Here is an 18,341-nt window from a genome sequence, read left to right as displayed (position 1 = left end):
GATGGCGCTGACGGTAACCGCTGTGAAGGAACGTAGCCTTCTCGGACTAAAGGATTTGAGCGCGGCGGAAATTTCCGCGATCCTCGACCGAGCGGCCTACTGGGATGCAAAGGAAGAGAAGATGATCCCGGTGCTGAAGGATCATTTCGTCGCAAATATGTTTTTTGAAAATAGTACGCGCACCCGCTTCTCCTTCGAGATGGCGGAGAAACGGTTAGGCGCTCAGGTGCTCAACTTCGCGGCAGCCGCTTCCAGCGTGGAGAAGGGCGAATCGATATACGATACCGTCCGCACGCTGGAATCCATGGGGATCGACGCCGGCGTGATCCGGCTGAAGCCCATCGGTATGCTGGAGGAACTAGCCAAGCGGGTATCGGTGCCGCTGGTCAATGCCGGCGACGGCAATAACGAGCATCCGACGCAAGCGTTGCTGGATCTATATACGATGAAACAACACTTCGGAGAACTCAGCGGACTAAAAGTGTCGATTATCGGAGATATCAAGCATAGCCGGGTCGCTCGCTCCAATTTGTGGGCGTTGCAGAAATTCGGCGCCGAAGTGAAGCTCTGCGCGCCGGAGAATATGCAAGCGCCGGAACTGAGTACGCACGCATCTTACATTCCGATGGACGAAGCGCTTTGTGCCGATGTGGTCATGATGCTGCGAGTTCAGTTGGAACGCCATACAGACGGGCTGATCAAGTCGGCCGAAGAATACCGCTTGCAATACGGCTTGACGGAAGAACGGGCCGCAGCGCTTGCGCCGCATGCGCTGATCATGCATCCAGCTCCGGTGAACCGGGGCGTGGAGATCGACGATGCGGTGGTGGAACATCCGCAATCCCGAATTTTTAAGCAGATGCAAAACGGGGTTCCGATTCGCATGGCGGTTATGGAACGCGCTTTGCTGTAAGCGATAGCGGAGTAGTAGAGGCTGCAAGACGGTCGATGGACGTTTTTCGGTACGTACTCAAATCAGCGGGGGGATTAAAGCATGCGGCTTGTCATTATCAATGCCAACATCTTAGACGAACTAGGGGAGCAAGAGTTATCTCAAATCACGATCGAAGACGGAGTCATCGCCAAGGTTGAGAAAGCAGGGCAACTTGGTCAGGCAAACGCAGAAGCCGGGACCCAGGTCATCGATGCCGGCGGCAGACTGGTCACTCCGGGATTTATCGATATGCACGTTCATTTGCGTGAACCGGGGTTCGAGCATAAAGAGACGATCGAAACCGGCTCAAGGTCAGCAGCTCAAGGCGGATTTACCACGATCGCCTGTATGCCGAACACTCGGCCGGTGACTGACAACCCGGATACCGTACGGTTTGTGTTACAGAAGGCCACAGAAGCCGGACTGGTGAACGTGCTGCCTTATGCGGCCATCACCAAAAGCGAGCTTGGCCGGGAGCTGACCGACTTCGCAGCTTTGAAAGACGCCGGGGCCATCGGCTTCACCGATGACGGCGTCGGCGTGCAAAATGCGCAGATGATGAAGGATGCAATGCGGCAGGCAGCCTCACTGGGGATGCCCGTGATCGCCCACTGCGAAGACAATTCACTTGTGGAAGGAGCACCGGTGGCTGAAGGGGAATTCGCCCGAAAGCATGGTCTAAAGGGAATTCCGAATGAATCGGAGGCGATTCATGTCGGGCGGGATATTTTGCTCGCGGAAGCGACCGGGGTTCACTACCATGTGTGCCACGTAAGCACAGAGCAGTCGATTAGGCTGATCCGCCAAGCGAAGCAAATCGGCATCAACGTCACTGCGGAGGTATGCCCTCACCATCTGATTTTGTCCGAAGAGGATATTCCGGGCCTTGATGCCAACTGGAAAATGAATCCACCGCTGCGTTCGCGCCGAGATGTCGAAGCATGCATCGCTGCGTTGGAAGACGGTACGCTCGATATTGTCGTAACCGACCATGCCCCGCATAGCGAAGAGGAGAAAGCGAAAGGCATGCAGCAAGCGCCGTTTGGCATCGTGGGTTTCGAGACGGCCTTCCCGCTGCTGTACACGAAGTTCGTGGCCACGGGTCGCTGGAGCCTGGCGATGCTGGTGCAGCGGATGACGGCGGATCCGGCCCGTGTGTTCGGCTTGGAAGCGGGACGGTTGGTATCGGGAGCTCCAGCCGACCTGACGATCGTGGATCTGAACGCGGAACGAACGGTTGATCCGGCGGCTTTTGCCTCGAAAGGGCGGAACACCCCATTTACGGGGTGGGATCTAAAAGGCTGGCCTGTCGCAACGATCGTCAAAGGGAAGCTGGTATGGAACGACGCGCTCGAACTAGCCCGTTAATGGGCGGATGTGAATATAGTAATTCAGCTTATGGATAAAGGAGTGCTGCAGGATGCAGGCAAGACTATTGTTGGAAGACGGCACGCTGTTTACCGGAACCTCATTTGGAGCGGAAGGGGAAAAGACGGGGGAGGTCGTTTTTAATACGGGAATTACGGGGTACCAAGAGGTGCTGTCCGATCCTTCTTACTGCGGGCAAATCGTCACGATGACGTATCCGCTGATCGGGAACTATGGCATTTCGCGCGACGACTTTGAATCCGTTGCACCATCGATTCACGGCTTTGTGGTTCGCCGCTATGAACCGACCCCAAGCAACTGGCGGGCCCAATACAATTTGGGTGACCTGCTCAAGGAATACGGCATTCCCGGCATTACCGACATCGATACGCGCATGCTGACGCGCCTTATCCGCCATCAGGGAACGATGAGAGGAATTCTGACCACCTCGGCGAAATCGATCGACGAGTTAAAGGAAATGATGCTGGCCACCAGCATTGCCGAGTTGCGCAATCAAGTCGCGCAAACTTCAACGCATCATGTATACAGTAGTCCGGGATCCAAGGAACGGATCGTGCTGGTCGACTTCGGCGCAAAAAGCGGGATTCTGCGCGAGCTGAACAAACGCGATTGCGATGTAGTGATCGTGCCGCATAATACGACCGCGGATGAAATCCGCCGCCTTCACCCGGACGGCATCCAACTGTCCAACGGACCTGGGGACCCGAAAGACGTTCCTTACGCCGCGGAGATGATCGCCGAGCTGCTCGGTGAGTATCCGATTTTTGGGATTTGCCTGGGCCACCAGCTGTTCGCCTTGGCTTGCGGCGCCGATACGGAGAAGCTGAAATTCGGCCATCGCGGCGGTAACCATCCCGTCAAGGAGCTGGAGTCCGGCCGCTGCTACATTACGTCGCAAAACCACGGCTACACCGTAAACGAAGCGTCCATTGCCGGCACGGAGCTGGAAGTGACGCATATCAACAATAATGACAAAACGATCGAAGGACTTAAGCATAAGAAATATCCGGCCTTTTCTGTCCAATATCATCCGGAGGCGGCTCCGGGACCTTACGACAATAGCTACTTGTTCGACCGGTTCATTGAGATGATCCGCGAACATAAGCGGCAGAACCCGCAAAAGCCCCGCCAAGCCAAACTGATGGCCGCTGCGAAAGGAGAACTGTAAACCTATGCCGATCAACAAAGACCTTAAGAAAATACTCGTCATCGGCTCTGGACCGATCGTGATCGGCCAGGCAGCCGAGTTCGATTACGCCGGAACGCAAGCCTGTCAGGCGCTGAAAGAAGAAGGCGTCGAGGTGGTGCTGATCAACAGCAACCCGGCGACGATCATGACCGATACGAACATGGCCGACAAGGTTTACATCGAACCCATCACCCTGGAATTCGTAACGCAAATCATTCGTCAGGAGCGGCCTGACGGCTTGCTTCCAACGCTTGGCGGGCAAACCGGCCTGAACATGGCGGTTGAGCTGGCCCGCGCAGGTGTACTGGAACGCGAAAATGTGAAGCTCCTCGGCACGCAGCTGACTTCGATCGAAAAAGCGGAGGACCGCGACTTGTTCCGCGAGCTGATGCGTGAACTGGAGCAACCGGTGCCGGAAAGCTCTATTATCACCACAGTGGATGAAGCGCTGCAATTCGCTAATGAGATCGGCTACCCGGTCATTGTCCGTCCGGCGTATACGCTTGGAGGTACCGGCGGCGGGATCTGTGCCACGGAAGAGGAACTCCGCGAGACGGTAGCTTCAGGCATTCGCTACAGCCCGATCGGTCAATGCTTGATCGAGAAATCGATCGCCGGCATGAAGGAAGTCGAATACGAAGTCATGCGAGACGCCAACGACAACTGCATCGTGGTCTGCAACATGGAGAACTTTGATCCGGTGGGCGTACATACCGGGGACAGCATCGTTGTCGCGCCGAGCCAAACGCTCTCCGACCGTGAATATCAGATGCTGCGTTCGGCCTCGCTTAAGATCATCCGGGCGCTGAACATCGAAGGCGGCTGCAACGTGCAGTTTGCGCTGGATCCGCAGAGCTTCCAATACTATGTCATCGAAGTAAATCCGCGGGTCAGCCGTTCTTCGGCGCTTGCGTCTAAAGCGACAGGCTACCCGATCGCTAAAATGGCGGCTAAAATCGCGATGGGTTACACGCTCGACGAAATCGTCAACCCGGTCACAGGGCAGACCTACGCTTGCTTCGAGCCGACGCTTGATTACATCGTCAGCAAAATCCCACGCTGGCCGTTCGATAAATTCATCCACGCGAACCGTAAGCTAGGTACGCAGATGAAGGCGACCGGCGAAGTGATGGCCATCGGCCGCACATTTGAGGAGTCCATTCATAAAGCGGTCCGGTCGCTCGAGATCGGCACGCATCGCCTGTACCTGAAAGGCGCGGAGAAAATCGACGAAGAGACGTTAAACAACCGTCTGATCAAGGCGGACGACGAGCGGCTATTCTTGATCGCCGAAGCATTCCGCCGGGGCTACAAGCTGCAGCAAATCCAGGAATTAACCGGAATCGACTGGTGGTTCCTCGACAAAATCGAACGCTTGGTGGAATTCGAGAAGCAAATTGCGGGGGAAGAGTTCTTTTCCTATGATACGCTGTACGAAGCGAAGCGCTTAGGGTTTACCGACCGGGCTATCGCCGAGCTGCGTACTGCCGGGCAGCCATCAGGCACGCACCGGACCGAAGCTGAAGTAAGAAGCTTCCGCAAAGAGCACGGGTTGAAGCCGGTTTACAAAATGGTCGACACGTGTGCAGCCGAGTTTGAGGCCTCCACGCCTTACTACTACTCGACCTATGAAACGGAAAATGAAGTCCTCCAAACCGACAAAGAAAAGATCGTCGTGCTTGGCTCCGGACCGATCCGGATCGGGCAAGGGATTGAATTTGACTACTCGACGGTACATGCGGTATGGGCGATTCAAAAAGCCGGTTACGAAGCCGTCATCATCAACAACAATCCGGAGACGGTATCCACTGACTTTAACACGTCGGATCGCCTGTACTTCGAGCCGTTATTCTTCGAGGACGTGATGAACGTAATCGAAGAGGAGAAGCCGGTGGGCGTCATCGTGCAATTCGGCGGCCAAACGGCGATCAACCTGGCGGCGCCGCTACAAGCGGAGGGCGTGCGCATTCTCGGCACCTCCCTCGAGAGCATTGACGAAGCCGAGGATCGGAAGAAGTTCGAAGCTCTCTTGTCGAAGCTCGACATCGCGCAACCGAAGGGCAGCACGGTCACTTCTGTGGAAGAAGCCGTGGGGACGGCACAGTCCCTTGGTTATCCGGTGCTAGTCAGACCGTCGTATGTACTCGGGGGCCGGGCGATGGAAATTGTCTACTCCGATGAGGAACTGCTCCGCTACATGGAGGAAGCGGTGAACATTAACCCGCAGCATCCGGTACTGATCGACCGCTACATGCTGGGCAAGGAAGTGGAAGTTGACGCCATCTGTGACGGGGAGACGGTGCTCATCCCGGGGATCATGGAGCATATCGAACGCGCTGGGGTACACTCGGGCGACTCGATTGCGGTTTACCCACCTCAGCATTTGTCCGAGGAATTGAAGGGGAAAATCGCCGAGATCACGATGAAGATCGCCCGTGAGCTGAAGACGATTGGCTTGGTCAACATCCAATTCGTCATCTACAAAAACGAAGTGTACGTCATCGAAGTCAACCCGCGCTCGTCGCGGACGGTACCGTTCCTGAGCAAAGTGACGAACATTCCGATGGCGAACGTGGCCACCCAATGTATCCTCGGTACGAAGCTTAGCGATCTTGGCTACCAAAACGGCCTGTGGCCGGAAAGCACCCAGGTTGCGGTCAAGGTTCCCGTGTTCTCCTTCGCCAAGCTGCGCCGTGTTGAGCCGACGCTTGGACCGGAAATGAAATCGACCGGCGAGGTGATGGGCCGCGATCCGCAATATGCCAAAGCGCTGTATAAAGGTTTGATTGGCGCGGGCATGAAGATCCCTGCTACCGGAGCGATCATCGCCACGGTAGCCGATAAAGATAAGCAGGAAGCGGTTGACTTGCTGCGCGGCTTCTACCGCCTGGGCTACAAGATCATCGCTACGGACGGCACGGCTTCCGCGCTGATTGAGGCAGGCATCCACGTAACGACCGTCTACAAGCTGTCGGAAGGGGTGCCGAACATCCTGGATCTGATCCGAAACGGCGAAGCTCACTTTGTCATCAATACGCTGACCAAAGGTAAAGAGCCGGAACGCGACGGCTTCCGCATCCGCCGGGAAGCGGTGGAGAACGGCGTCGTCTGCATGACCTCGCTGGATACGGTCCGGGCACTGCTGGAGATGTTGGAGACGATCAACTTCTCCTCCCAAGCCATGCCTACGCTTTAAAGAGGAAGTTCAAAAATCGACTTTTGATCACGAAGCTGGGTAAAACGAAACATTAAGCGGCGGCTCGGAAGCATCATGCTTCGGAGCCGCAAGCATGAATGGAGGAGAGCGGATTTGCGTTCGTTTGAAGATGCGGCAGGGAAACTGATCGTCGGCCTGGACTTCCCCGATGCGGATCAGGCGCGGAAGCTGCTGAAGGAGCTGGAGGGGATCCCTTGTTACATGAAGGTGGGGCTGCAGCTGTTTTACGCGGCTGGTCCAGAATTGATCCGCGAATTGAAGCAGCGGGGGTACTCCGTTTTTCTAGACGTGAAAATGCATGACATCCCGAACACGGTCAAGGGCGGGGCAAACAGTGTCACGAAGCTAGGCGTGGATCTGTTTAACGTGCATGCCGGAGGCGGGCTGGACATGATGAAAGCGGCCCGGGAGGGGGCTTTGGCCGCGCTGGAGAGCGACCGTTCGCTGACGATGCCGAAGATCATCGCGGTCACGCAACTGACGAGCACGAGCCGCCAAGTGATGAACGAGGAAATCGGCATTCCGGGCGAAGTGGAGCGAGCTGTTGTGCATTACGCGGAATTGGCCCGCCAAGCCGGTCTGGACGGCGTTGTCGCTTCGCCTCTTGAGGTGACGGCGATCAAAGCGCAATGCGGACAAGCCTTCCTGACCGTGACGCCGGGAATTCGCCCGGCGAACAGCCCGCAAGGCGATCAGTCGCGCACTTTGACACCAGGCGAGGCGATGGCCCAAGGCACGGATTACATCGTCGTTGCGCGGCCGATCATTGCTGCCCCAAATCCGCGTGAAGCGGCGGAATCGATCATTAAGGAGATGATGTTGTCATGACTAACACTCAATCGGTAGAAGCGCAAATCGCCGGAAGTCTGCTGGACATCGGGGCGGTGGCGCTCCGTCCGCATCAGCCGTTCACTTGGACCTCAGGTATCAAGTCGCCGATTTATTGCGACAACCGGCTTACGATGTCGTACCCTGAAATCCGCGACTTGATCGCTGAATCGTTTGCAGCCATGATTCGCGAAACGTACCCGGATGCCGAGGTGATCGCCGGAACGGCAACGGCCGGCATCCCGCACGCGGCGTTCGCTTCGCAGAAGCTGGGCCTGCCGATGGCCTACATTCGCGATAAGGCCAAAGGGCACGGCAAAGAGAATCAAATCGAAGGTTTGATCAAACCGGGGCAAAAGGTTGTCGTCATCGAGGATTTGATCTCCACCGGCGGCAGCTCGATTAAGGCGGCGCAAGCCGTTCGCGACGCCGGGGCGGAGCCGTTGGCCGTATTGGCGATCTTCAGCTATCAGTTGGACAAAGCCGTGCAGGCCTTTGCCGATGCGGGCTTCCCGCTGCAAACCCTGTCCAACTATACGGCGCTGATTGACGTTGCCGTGAAGCGCGGCGACATCCAGTCGGAAGATCTGGAACTCCTCCAGTCTTGGCGGAAGGACCCCGCTTCTTTCGGTAACGCGGAATAGACGTGTGAATCAGACTATTGTTATACAGAAAAGAACCACCCCTGAGAAGCGCGCATTCGCTTATCTCACGGGTGGCCTTTTTTTACTTAAACGAAAATCCCTCGTATTTCTCCGCATTCTTCAGGCTGGTCCATACGTCCGGCGAGTCTCCGCCGATATGCCAGTAGGCATACCCGGCGATGCCGTATTTCGCCCCTAACCGGTATTTCTCGGATAGAGAACGGGCGTCCTCCAGCCATATTTTGTGCAGCGTGCCGTTCTTCCGATATTCCACGGTATACTGGCCTGCCGCCGCGTTCCATTTCGGCTTTACTCCATATTGGCTGACCCGGTTATTTTGCTCGGGGAGGGAAATGTCCTCCGATGACAAAGTAGCCCCATTGCCACTCAGGCTCCAATCCCGCGTGTATAGCGGCATTCCAAGGACGAGCTGGTCGGCGGGTACCTTGGCGAGCAGTTTGTCGAGGTGCTTTTGTACCCAGCCGAGCGAAGCGACCGAACCGGCCGAAGCTCCGCTCCAGTGCTCGTCATAGGCCATAACGACCAGGTAATCTGCGCTCTTGGCCAATTCGGCGTAATTGTACGCATCCGACCAGTCGGTGCCAAGATCAGGCGGAAGATCGACGGACAATACGGCGGAAACGGAGTGAAGCTCCTGGGCTAGCTTGCTGATAAATGACGTAAACAAGCTCCGGTCGGAGGCCGCAATATTCTCGAAATCTACGTTAATGCCGTTCAACCCGTATTTTTGTACATAGGACTTCAAACTCTGAATCGCATCCGAGGACAACGAGCTGGAAGCGAGCATCTTGTGCGTTGTTTCCTGATCAAACCGGTTGCCGACCATGGCCCATACCTGTTTGCCGTTACTTTTGGCCCAGGTTATTAGGGGAGGAACGCTGGAATCGGAGATTTTGCCGGTACTTTCGAGAAAATACCACCTAGGCGCAAGCACGTTTACGTTCGATTGCAGAACCGACTTCTTATAAGCTTCAGTGGATTGTCCATATTGCCAGCCGATGCGAATCCCCGGATTACTGTTCGCTGCAATCGCATCGGTCCAGCGCTTGTCCTGCAGCAACCGGTCCAGGATGACCGCAGTCTCCTGACGGGTGATCGCCTGCGCCGGGTAGAACATTCCGCCGCTGCCCTGCATCAGTCCCAACTGCGAAATCGAGCCGATATACGGTTTGGCCCAGACGGCGATCGACGTTTCGTCCTTGTAGCTGGTCGGTGCGTTAGCCGACGACACTGTTTGCTTCAGCGCGCGAACTAGCCAAGCCGCGGCCTCCTGGCGGGTCAGCGGCTGTTCGGGCTGGAAAATGCCGTCGCCCATACCCTCCGTCAGGCCAAGCTCGGTTGCAGCCTGGATCGTACCGTAATACCAAGCGCTCTTCGGAACGTCGCGATAGGCCGGAACGGCGGATTCCGCCGGATTGACTTGGAAGATCCGCGTTAGTGTCGTCATGAATTCCGCCCGAGTTATCGAGCGGGTAGGGGAAAACAAAGACTCGGATGTTCCTTTCATCACGTTATTGGCATGTAATCGAATGATCGCATCTTTGGCATAGCTGGCCGATATATCCGTATACGGGAGTTTGTCGGCAGCTGCCGGCTGCAGGCGGAAAACAGCGGCGGTAAGCAATAACGTCACTGCAAGCAAAGGGGGAATCAATTTTTTCATGAAGTAGTTCTCCTTGCCGATTCTAGTAGAATTCTCCTTAATTCTAACAGGATTGTAACCTAGCATCAGCGCTTAAAATCTGGAAGAAAAATGTTCCCGTTCGTTCATTTCGTTGTAACTTTTTGCCATAGTATTTCGTTTATAATGCAAGACGTAAATGAATTGCTAGACAAGGTCAAGAAGAGCAAGACGAGGCAGAATCACAAATTAGGAAAATGGGAGAACGATACACGATGATGCGATGGCTTCGTAAACCAGAAAAAGTCGAAGTTCAGTCCGGAGCGGACTCTCCGGTCCCGCAGGCGGAAGCGGAAGTCGCTATCTCCTCGGAGGAGACGGCCATAGAGGATGCAACCGCCGAGGTCATTGCAACTCGTGCGCTAGAAGAAGAACCGGAGAAAGAGACCGGACCCATCTTGTCGGTCAGAGAAGTTCGGCGTTCTTTTCCGGTTGGCGGAGGAGAAATCCAGGTTTTGAAAGGGATCAACATGGAGGTGCTTTCCGGTCAGTTGGTGATGCTTAAAGGGCGTTCCGGCTCGGGCAAAACGACGCTGCTCAATATGCTCGGCGGATTGGACCAGCCGACGTCGGGCGAAATTTGGTTCCGAGGCCAGCCGCTTCATGAGTTGAACGACGATAAACGGACGCTGCTGCGCCGGGATCAGATTGGCTTTATTTTCCAAGCGTATGCTTTACTTCCGTTGCTGTCTGCCTGGGAGAATGTCGAGCTGTCGCTCCGAATGGCGGGAGTTCCGCCCCAAGAATGGAAGCGGCGCGTAACCCACTGCTTGGAGCTCGTAGGGCTGGGCAAGCGGATGTTCCACCGTCCGTTCGAACTGTCCGGGGGGGAACAGCAGCGGGTGGCGATCGCCAAAGCGATCGCTCACCGTCCAAAGCTACTGTTGGCGGATGAACCGACGGCCAATCTCGATTCGCAAATGGGAGCACAAGTCATGGCAGTATTCAAGAACATCATACAGACCGAACACGTGACAATCTGTATGACCACACACGATCCTACAATCCTGGAGGTAGCGGACCATGTTTACGAAATGGTGGATGGCAAATTTATCGGGTAAAGGAGGGAAATCGGGGCTATTTCGAACGCTGGGGATTTTATCCCTAAGCTTGTCTTTGGTGGCATCCACGGGCTGTGCCTTGCTGCCGAACGAAGAAGCGGAGGAGGACCTGCCGGTCATCACGCCGCCGACGATCTCGAAGAAACCGGAGTATGAGGTACGCACGGAGACGATAGAGCTCAAAGTCAGTGCGGTTGGCAAGATCATGAGCCAGCGGGAGGAGCCGTTATTTTTTACGGAGGATAATCTCCACGTGAAGGAAGTCATGGTCAAGGCGGGAGATAAGGTCAAGCAGGGCGACGCTCTGATTCAACTGGACGTAGAAGACCTGCAGAAGGATTTGCGCAAGAAGAAGCTGGAATTCCGCAAGCAGGAAATCTCCATGAAGGAGCTGCTGCGTACGAAGGATGAGAAGGACCCGATCGAATTCGAGGAAGCCTCTATCGTTTTTGAGGAACAGCGCCAAGCGCTGGAGGATTTGGAGAAAACGATTGCGGACGGTACCTTGCGGGCGCCGTTCTCCGGCACGGTAGTTTCCGTCTCCGCCCAGAAGGGTGCGGCGATTAAAGCTTACGACACGGTAGCGGTGTTGTCCGATACATCGTCACTGGTGGTAGCGGCTCAGTTTGCCAAGGAAGATTTGGCGAAGGTCGCCGTTGGCATGAAGGCGAAGGTCGACATCAATGCGGCCGGCGTATTCGACGGTAAAGTAAAAGTGATGCCGGTCGATACCGGTTCATCCGATAACGGAAACGGTAACGGCGGCGGGGGTGGAGCCACTCCTCCAGAGAAAGATACGATCGATAAATATCTGGTCGTTCAACTCGATAAATGGCCGGAGGGCATTGAACGCGGCCGTCCGCTTAGCGTGTCCATCGTGACGGAACGCAAGGAAAACGCCGTATTGATTCCGATTTCCGCCCTGCGGACGATCGGCTCGCGCACTTACGTCCAGGTCGTAGAGGAGGACGGAACGAAACGCGAAGCCGATGTTGAGGTAGGCATTCAAACCTCGACCGACGTGGAAATCGTTAAAGGACTCACGCCGGGACAGAAAGTAGTGGGTCGTTAATGGGAGTACCTTTATTACGATTGCTGTTCCGCAAAATGTGGAACACGAAATGGCTGACGTTAAGTACTTTACTGGGCCTGATCGTCGCCGTCTCGTTTACGGTCAGCATTCCGATGTATTCCGACGGGTCGTTGAAACGGGTCGTCGCGACCACCCTGAAAGCCGAAAGCGAAGGGCTTCCTGCGGGTTCGCTGATCATGAGCTATCAGGCTTCGGGCGGCACGAAGACGGATCCCGCTGCTCTTGCGGCCGTTAATCAATATATCGTCGACGAGGTGCCGAAAGAAATCGGCTTCCCTCATGACGCCTACGTCAATACGCGGTCGATCCGGAGCACGGAGGTATTCCCGGAGGATCCAACCAAAGTGGATGCAAGCCGTACCCGGACGATGTCGATTGTGTCTATGAGCGGATTGCAGGATCATATTTCCCTATCCGGCGGCCAGCTGTACTCAGATCGAGCCGACGGCGATACGCTTGAGGCTCTGATGCTGGAGGAGGCGATGTACCGCCAGGACCTGCACGTTGGCGACGTGATGGAGTATCCTGTGTACAGCGGCGTTGACGTGACGCTGAAAGTTAAGATCGTCGGCACCTTCCAACTGGCTAATGAAAATGATCCGTATTGGTACCAGGGTTTTGAAGGGATGATGAACAACTTCTACGTCCCGGATCAAGTGTTTAACGAAAACTTGCTGAATCGTTTATCGATTCCGCTGCATAATTCCAGCTGGTATTACGCTTTCGATCTCGGTGAGATCAAAACGAGTCAGCTGTCTCCATTGTCGGACACGTTGGACCGACTGAATGTGGAGTTGTACCAGAAGCTGAAAGACACAAAGGTGGACGTTTCCTTCGGCAGTCTGTTGAATGATTTCCGCAAGCAAAGCTTGCAGATGCAGACCCTGTTGTTTACGCTGGCGGCACCGATGATTGCTATGGTGTTCTATTATATCGTCATGAACGCCCGCCAAGCCCTCGACAAGCAGCAGAGCGATATCGCCGTGCTGCGAAGCCGCGGAGCTTCCACGAAGCAGATTATCTTGATCTATTTATTTGAAAGCTTGATTCTGGGTGCGGTCGCGTTGATCGCGGGCCCATTGCTTGGTTGGTTTATGTCGAAGAGCATCGGATCGGCGGACGGCTTCCTGACCTTCGTGAATCGAAAGTCCATTCCGGTCGGATTCAATTTCGACGCTCTGGCATTAGGCGCGGCGGCGGTCATTATCGCCATCCTGGCTACTTTGCTGCCTGCGGTCTCGTTCGCCCGATCTTCGATCGTCAAGACCAAGCAGAAGCAAGCCCGCTCCGATCGGGCTCCGTTCTGGCAGCGGTGGTTCCTGGATATCGTCCTGATGGGGATTTCGGGTTACGGCTATTACATGTTTAATCAGCGCCAGATGTTGACGTTCCAGACGGGGATGACGACGGATGAGTTGCAAGTACAGCCGTTTTTGTTCTTCGTTCCGGCGTTGGCGATTTTCTCGATCGGGCTATTTTTCCTGCGGGTATTCCCGTGGTTGCTGAAGTTGATCGGCTGGATCGGCAAGAAGTGGTTGCCGGTTCCGTACTACCTAAGCTTGACCCAATTATCCAGGTCGTCTTCCTCCTATTATCCGTTGATGATCCTGCTCGTGTTAACGCTGGGACTAGGGGTATATAACGCCTCGGCAGCCCGGACGATCGACCTGAATTCGACGGAGCGGACGCTGTATAAATACGGAGCGGACGTGATCATGCGGACGGTATGGGAAGGCACGCCTGAGATTACTCGCCCTTCCCAAGGAGGCTCCGGCCAAGGTCAAGGCGGGGGCTCTGGAGGTTCAGGCGGCGGCGGGAACCCGGGAGGAAGACCGGGTGGCGGACCGGGCGGCGGTGGGCAGAACCCCACTCCGACAAAGGTGAATTATTCCGAGCCCCCGTTCGAGGTCTTCCGAAAACTGGATGGGGTCGAGCATGCGGCGCGCGTGCTGCAGACGAAAGGGAATATCATCGTCTCCGGCCGTTCGGCGGGCCAAGGCAACGTGATGGGGATCGACAATGTTGATTTCGCCCAGGTGGCTTGGTTCCGGAACGATCTGTTTCCGACGCACCCATTCAACTATCTGAATTTTCTCGGCATGAATGAAAGCGCGGCTTTGGTACCGTCTACCTTGGCGGAGAAATACAAATTGAAGCCGGGCGACGTGTTTACGGTGGCCTTGGGTGAGCAGACGGTGGAATTTGCCGTTTATGGAATCTTGCCATATTGGCCTAGCCAATACCCGGACCAAACGCCGTTTATTATCGCGAATTTGGATTATATCTACGACCAGGTTCCCCTCATTCCGTATGAGGTATGGCTCAAAATGAAGCCGGGAGCCAAGGTTGCGCCGTTGATTACCAAGCTGGCGAACGAAGGGATCGAACTTTATTCGGTTGACGATGTACGCAGCGAATTAGCGGCCCAGAGCAAGCACCCGACTCGGGGCGGCGTATTCGGGATATTAAGCCTCGGCTTTCTCGTCTCGGTGATCGTTTCGTTGATTGGGTATGTGCTTTACTGGTTTTTCAATTTGTCGGGCCGGGTCGTCCAATTCGGGATCTTGCGGGCAATGGGCTTATCTCGTAAGCAGTTGACGTTTATGCTGCTGGCTGAACAAATCCTAACCGCAGGCCTGTCGATCGTGCTTGGGATCGTCATCGGGAAAATCGCCGGTAAGCTGTACTTGCCATTCCTGCAAACGGCAGACAACGTGACAACGCAAGTGCCTCCGTTTCGGATCGTGTTCGATTCCCAAGACACCCTGCAGTTGTACGTCGTCGTGTTCGTGATGCTGTTGATGGGAGCCGGTCTGCTCTTCTGGCAAATCCGGCGACTGCGCGTGCATCAGGCGGTAAAAATGGGAGAGGAGCGCTAAGGGATGATTCATTGCGAAGGACTTGTCAAAATTTTTAAATCCGAAGATATCGAAGTTGTTGCGCTCCAAGGCCTGAACTTAACCGTAGAACAGGGCGAGATGATGGCGATCATCGGCAATAGCGGTAGCGGCAAATCGACGCTCTTGAACATCCTCGGCGGTTTGGATCGCCCGTCGGCCGGTCAAGTTACCGTCGGAGGTTGGGATTTGCTCAAGATCCGCGATGACCAGTTGGTGGAGTATAAACGGAATACGGTGGGCTTTGTTTGGCAAAATAACGCCCGCAACCTGCTTCCTTATTTGACCGCACTGGAGAACGTGGAAATGCCGATGCTGCTCACCGGCAAGCTGGATCGGGCTTATGCAAGAGAACTGCTGGAACGAGTGGGTCTGAAAGACCGAATGCATAACAAGCTGCATCAGCTCTCCGGCGGGGAACAGCAGCGGGTCGCGATTGCCATCTCGCTATCCAACCGGCCGAAGTTGCTGTTGGCCGACGAACCGACGGGTTCGGTCGACACGGCAACCTCCGATCAGATCATGCAGATCTTTCGCGAGGTGAATCGGGAGCTTGGAATCACGGTTGTCATCGTCACGCACGATTTAACGCTCGCAGGGAAAGTGGACCGCGTGGTCGCTATCCGCGACGGATTGACGAGCACTGAATTCTTGAAGCGGAATCCGAATCTCGATTTGGCGGCAGCGGAACTCGGTGCGGGCGGACTTCAGGAGGTTCACGAAGCCTTCGTCGTTGTCGACCGCGTGGGGCGCTTGCAGGTTCCGAAGGAATATTTGGAATCCGTCGGGATCAGCGGCCGGGCGAGCATGGAATTTGACGGGGAGAAAATCATTATTACCGCACCTAAATCATTGGAGGGGGATCCATCATGAGGTTGAAAAAATTATTATCCGTTTCGCTAGCGGCAACGCTGGCATTAGGCCTGCTGGCTGGCTGCAACGGCAGCAAGGCAGCGGACCCTGAACAGGAGAAAGTGCTGCGTATCGGCGTGCTTTATGGCAGTTATGACGATTCTTATTTCCGGCAGCAATATACCGATGTCTATGAGTTTACGCATCAAAACGTACGTATCGAGGTTGTGCCTGCCATCGACCAGTCGCAATACCGTTATCAAGATAACTCGCAGCCTTACGTGCAACCCGATTATCTGGATAATATGAAGAAAATTATGACGGGCAGCAATCCAGTCGACGTTGTCGTAACCGATACATCGGTGCTGAACCAACTGATCAAGGAAAATATGGTGAAGCAGCTGGATCCCTTGATTCAGGAAGACAAATTCGATACGTCCGACTATGTCCCGGCAGTCATTGACGGAATTAAGGATCTCGGGGAAGGCAGCTTGTACGCCTTAACGCCTAGCTTCTCTTCTTCGGCCCTGTACTACAATAAAAAGATGTTCACGGATGCCGGCGTAGAGCCGCCAACCGATAACATGACTTGGGATGACGTGTTTAACCTGGCACGGCGGGTGGCTAAAGGGGAAGGTAAAGACCGAGTTTACGGATTCTCCTTCAACCGTTATGTAGGCAATGACCCATTCTGGGATATGCAATACAGCTACGTCAACTCGCTGCAGTTGAAGACTTACGACGACAAAGCCGAAACGATGACGGTCAACACGCCGCAGTGGACCAAGGTTTGGGAAACGATCAGCAAGCTATCGAAAGACAAAGTAATTCCGGACAACACCAGCAATCCGATGGACGGTAGTGATTGGTCTTCGATCAGCAGCGATCTGTTCCTATCTGGGAAAGTCGCCATGACCATTGGCGAGAGCTACTACATCAATGAAATTTCCGATGCCAATAACAATGCTTCGAAAATCAAAAACTTCAAGCCCGTAGATTGGGATGTCGTGACTTTGCCGTCTCATCCAGAGAAGCCGGGCGTTGGCGGCAACATTTGGCTCAGCAATACGTTCGCAATTAACAGCGCGGCTCCTAATGCGGATACGGCCTGGGACTTTATCAAATTCATTAATGGAGAAGATTGGGCGAAATTGAAATCGCGCAGCAACTCGTATGAGATGCTGGCCCGTAAATCGTATATCAAGCCGAAATCCGGGCTCGATTACAATATCCAGGCGTTTTATTTGCTGAAGCCAACACCTCCTAACGATCCGAAGCAGGATAAGCTGATGAGCGAGAAACCAGGGCTTTACAGCGTGACGGACAGTGGGCGTAAGTTCTTCCAGGAGGTCCTGGAGAACAAGAAAACGCCGGCAGAGGCGCTCAAGGAATGGGAAGAAAAGGGCAACAAGATGCTGCAGGAGATTAAGAACAATCCGAAGACCCAATTCCAGGAGGATGGTACGCCATTCGTTCCGCAAGAAGGAGCTGCCGCTGACGGAACCATTATTAAAGGTTAATCCGCAGTTCCAGGAAAGAACAGAAATTACCAGAGCAATCCGAGGCCGCCGGGCAGAATCCGGCGGCTTTTTTTGTTAAGGTTGGGTATTCTATAGGCAAGGACAATTTGCTCTAGTTGAAGAAAGGATGGACGAAAAAGTCATGCGGTGGATCTATTTCAATAAATTGTACAGAACGAAATTCCAAGCCGGATGCCTGGCTCGACGATTGGAGCAAGACGGCTGGATCTACGGTTTCGACGACATGCGGCAAATTGAAATTTTTCGCTCGCGCAAGGGCAAATACGGCGTACGCTTCATTCCATAATGTATTGCTTGACGTGCCCCGCAGGAATCGTGTATATTATTAATTGTCGCTATTTATTGACGCGGGGTGGAGCAGCCCGGTAGCTCGTCGGGCTCATAACCCGAAGGCCGCAGGTTCAAATCCTGCCCCCGCAATCCAAGCTTCCCCGGGCCCTTAGCTCAGTTGGTTAGAGCGGTCGGCTCATAACCGATTGGTCACAGGTTCGAGTCCTGTAGGGCCCATACGTGCGAAACCCCCTTGATCATCAAGGGGGTTTCTTTTTATGTGGTTATTAAGATTGGGGAATATTCGATGAAACGTCACCGGCTCGGATCCGTCGGAAAAATGAAAGCCCCACTAACACTCAAGTTAGTGGGGCTTTCATTTTCGCTCAATCAACGAAGATAGTCATTGTGACAATAGCCTGATATTGACTTGCCATTTATATCTTTGCCCCATACATAAGTCCAATCTGCAGAAGGTATAGGGTCTATAGCGCCATAATTGACGACAGTTCCATTCGCGAATTTACCTATTATGGAATAATTAGTTCCTGGACCGCTGCGTACATTCAAGTTCGATCCATCGGTTGTTACCACCGCAGTCCACTCATCACTTGCGTGAGCTTGTTGGACGGGCGCGATAGAAGGTGAAAGGAAAAGCAAGAACATGGATAAAATGATCATTGTTCCTATCTTTTTCATTGAAAAACCTCCTCTTCGAATGTGA

General features: G+C 54.4%; 14 protein-coding genes and 2 tRNA genes. 14 read left to right on the top strand and 2 right to left on the bottom strand.

From position 1 onward, the window contains the following. Nucleotide 1: 1 nt before the first annotated feature. The 6 genes from IM700_RS03990 (at nt 2) to pyrE (ending at nt 8,201) form a co-directional block, all read left to right on the top strand. Nucleotides 2–913: an aspartate carbamoyltransferase catalytic subunit gene (locus tag IM700_RS03990; RefSeq protein WP_193416336.1), complete on the top strand. Its 912-nt coding sequence runs from the start codon at nt 2–4 to the stop codon at nt 911–913. A gap of 81 nt (nt 914–994) precedes the next feature. After that, nucleotides 995–2,302, top strand: a complete 1,308-nt coding sequence (locus IM700_RS03985; RefSeq protein ID WP_193416335.1) for a dihydroorotase — start codon at nt 995–997, stop codon at nt 2,300–2,302. Nucleotides 2,303–2,354: 52 nt separating this feature from the next. Further along, nucleotides 2,355–3,491 carry a glutamine-hydrolyzing carbamoyl-phosphate synthase small subunit gene (gene carA, locus IM700_RS03980; protein WP_193416334.1) on the top strand — a complete coding sequence of 379 codons (1,137 nt, stop codon included), beginning with the start codon at nt 2,355–2,357 and terminating at the stop codon, nt 3,489–3,491. A gap of 4 nt (nt 3,492–3,495) precedes the next feature. Then, nucleotides 3,496–6,708, top strand: a complete 3,213-nt coding sequence (carB, locus tag IM700_RS03975) for a carbamoyl-phosphate synthase large subunit (protein WP_193416333.1) — start codon at nt 3,496–3,498, stop codon at nt 6,706–6,708. Between the two features lie 114 nt (nt 6,709–6,822). Further along, entirely contained in the window at nt 6,823–7,557 is a 735-nt protein-coding gene (pyrF, locus tag IM700_RS03970; RefSeq protein ID WP_239483581.1) for an orotidine-5'-phosphate decarboxylase, read from the top strand. After that, nucleotides 7,554–8,201, top strand: coding sequence for an orotate phosphoribosyltransferase (pyrE, locus tag IM700_RS03965; protein WP_193416332.1), 648 nt, complete (start codon nt 7,554–7,556; stop codon nt 8,199–8,201). Before pyrF ends, pyrE begins: the two co-directional genes overlap by 4 nt. An 82-nt stretch (nt 8,202–8,283) precedes the next feature. Here the strand turns inward: pyrE and IM700_RS03960 are convergent, their stop codons facing one another. Continuing rightward, nucleotides 8,284–9,885, bottom strand: a complete 1,602-nt coding sequence (locus IM700_RS03960; protein WP_193416331.1) for an S-layer homology domain-containing protein — start codon at nt 9,883–9,885, stop codon at nt 8,284–8,286. 233 nt (nt 9,886–10,118) lie between these two features. Here IM700_RS03960 and IM700_RS03955 point away from each other — a divergent pair, with 233 nt between their 5' ends. The 8 genes from IM700_RS03955 to IM700_RS03920 all read left to right on the top strand — a co-directional run bounded on the left by IM700_RS03955 (nt 10,119) and on the right by IM700_RS03920 (nt 17,854). Further along, complete coding sequence (locus IM700_RS03955; RefSeq protein WP_193416330.1) at nt 10,119–10,964, top strand: ABC transporter ATP-binding protein; 846 nt, start codon at nt 10,119–10,121, stop codon at nt 10,962–10,964. Next, the gene (locus IM700_RS03950; RefSeq protein ID WP_193416329.1) at nt 10,927–12,036 is read left to right on the top strand and encodes an efflux RND transporter periplasmic adaptor subunit; all 1,110 of its coding nucleotides are present in this window, start codon (nt 10,927–10,929) and stop codon (nt 12,034–12,036) included. Before IM700_RS03955 ends, IM700_RS03950 begins: the two co-directional genes overlap by 38 nt. Beyond that, nucleotides 12,036–14,936, top strand: coding sequence for an ABC transporter permease (locus IM700_RS03945; protein ID WP_193416328.1), 2,901 nt, complete (start codon nt 12,036–12,038; stop codon nt 14,934–14,936). The genes IM700_RS03950 and IM700_RS03945 overlap by 1 nt, the downstream gene beginning before the upstream one ends. Before the next feature lie 3 nt (nt 14,937–14,939). Continuing rightward, nucleotides 14,940–15,827 carry an ABC transporter ATP-binding protein gene (locus IM700_RS03940; RefSeq protein WP_155607717.1) on the top strand — a complete coding sequence of 296 codons (888 nt, stop codon included), beginning with the start codon at nt 14,940–14,942 and terminating at the stop codon, nt 15,825–15,827. Beyond that, nucleotides 15,824–17,326 carry an ABC transporter substrate-binding protein gene (locus tag IM700_RS03935; protein WP_193416327.1) on the top strand — a complete coding sequence of 501 codons (1,503 nt, stop codon included), beginning with the start codon at nt 15,824–15,826 and terminating at the stop codon, nt 17,324–17,326. Before IM700_RS03940 ends, IM700_RS03935 begins: the two co-directional genes overlap by 4 nt. Before the next feature lie 142 nt (nt 17,327–17,468). Beyond that, entirely contained in the window at nt 17,469–17,633 is a 165-nt protein-coding gene (locus tag IM700_RS03930; RefSeq protein WP_167521270.1) for a hypothetical protein, read from the top strand. Between the two features lie 60 nt (nt 17,634–17,693). Further along, a tRNA-Met gene (locus IM700_RS03925) sits at nt 17,694–17,767 on the top strand. Nucleotides 17,768–17,780: 13 nt separating this feature from the next. After that, a tRNA-Ile gene (locus IM700_RS03920) sits at nt 17,781–17,854 on the top strand. 153 nt (nt 17,855–18,007) lie between these two features. On the opposite strand, the gene IM700_RS03915 is transcribed toward IM700_RS03920, so the two are convergent. Next, nucleotides 18,008–18,316: an SH3 domain-containing protein gene (locus tag IM700_RS03915; protein ID WP_155607715.1), complete on the bottom strand. Its 309-nt coding sequence runs from the start codon at nt 18,314–18,316 to the stop codon at nt 18,008–18,010. Nucleotides 18,317–18,341 lie beyond the last annotated feature (25 nt).

Source organism: Paenibacillus rhizolycopersici, assembly GCF_014947195.2.
In the GTDB taxonomy this organism is placed as follows: Bacteria; Bacillota; Bacilli; order Paenibacillales; family Paenibacillaceae; genus Fontibacillus; species Fontibacillus rhizolycopersici.
Note: the sequence above shows the minus strand (reverse complement) of the source record. Positions and strands in the feature narration are given on the sequence as shown.

Excerpts from the sequence above, each read along its gene's own strand:
- IM700_RS03935 (WP_193416327.1), top strand. The coding sequence starts at position 15,824 with ATGAGGTTGAAAAAATTATTATCCGTTTCGCTAGCGGCAACGCTGGCA.
- IM700_RS03950 (WP_193416329.1), top strand. The coding sequence starts at position 10,927 with ATGTTTACGAAATGGTGGATGGCAAATTTATCGGGTAAAGGAGGGAAA.
- IM700_RS03915 (WP_155607715.1), bottom strand. The coding sequence starts at position 18,316 with ATGAAAAAGATAGGAACAATGATCATTTTATCCATGTTCTTGCTTTTC.
- IM700_RS03990 (WP_193416336.1), top strand. The coding sequence starts at position 2 with ATGGCGCTGACGGTAACCGCTGTGAAGGAACGTAGCCTTCTCGGACTA.
- carB (WP_193416333.1), top strand. The coding sequence starts at position 3,496 with ATGCCGATCAACAAAGACCTTAAGAAAATACTCGTCATCGGCTCTGGA.
- carA (WP_193416334.1), top strand. The coding sequence starts at position 2,355 with ATGCAGGCAAGACTATTGTTGGAAGACGGCACGCTGTTTACCGGAACC.
- IM700_RS03955 (WP_193416330.1), top strand. The coding sequence starts at position 10,119 with ATGATGCGATGGCTTCGTAAACCAGAAAAAGTCGAAGTTCAGTCCGGA.
- IM700_RS03930 (WP_167521270.1), top strand. The coding sequence starts at position 17,469 with ATGCGGTGGATCTATTTCAATAAATTGTACAGAACGAAATTCCAAGCC.
- IM700_RS03960 (WP_193416331.1), bottom strand. The coding sequence starts at position 9,885 with ATGAAAAAATTGATTCCCCCTTTGCTTGCAGTGACGTTATTGCTTACC.
- IM700_RS03945 (WP_193416328.1), top strand. The coding sequence starts at position 12,036 with ATGGGAGTACCTTTATTACGATTGCTGTTCCGCAAAATGTGGAACACG.
- IM700_RS03940 (WP_155607717.1), top strand. The coding sequence starts at position 14,940 with ATGATTCATTGCGAAGGACTTGTCAAAATTTTTAAATCCGAAGATATC.
- IM700_RS03985 (WP_193416335.1), top strand. The coding sequence starts at position 995 with ATGCGGCTTGTCATTATCAATGCCAACATCTTAGACGAACTAGGGGAG.
- pyrE (WP_193416332.1), top strand. The coding sequence starts at position 7,554 with ATGACTAACACTCAATCGGTAGAAGCGCAAATCGCCGGAAGTCTGCTG.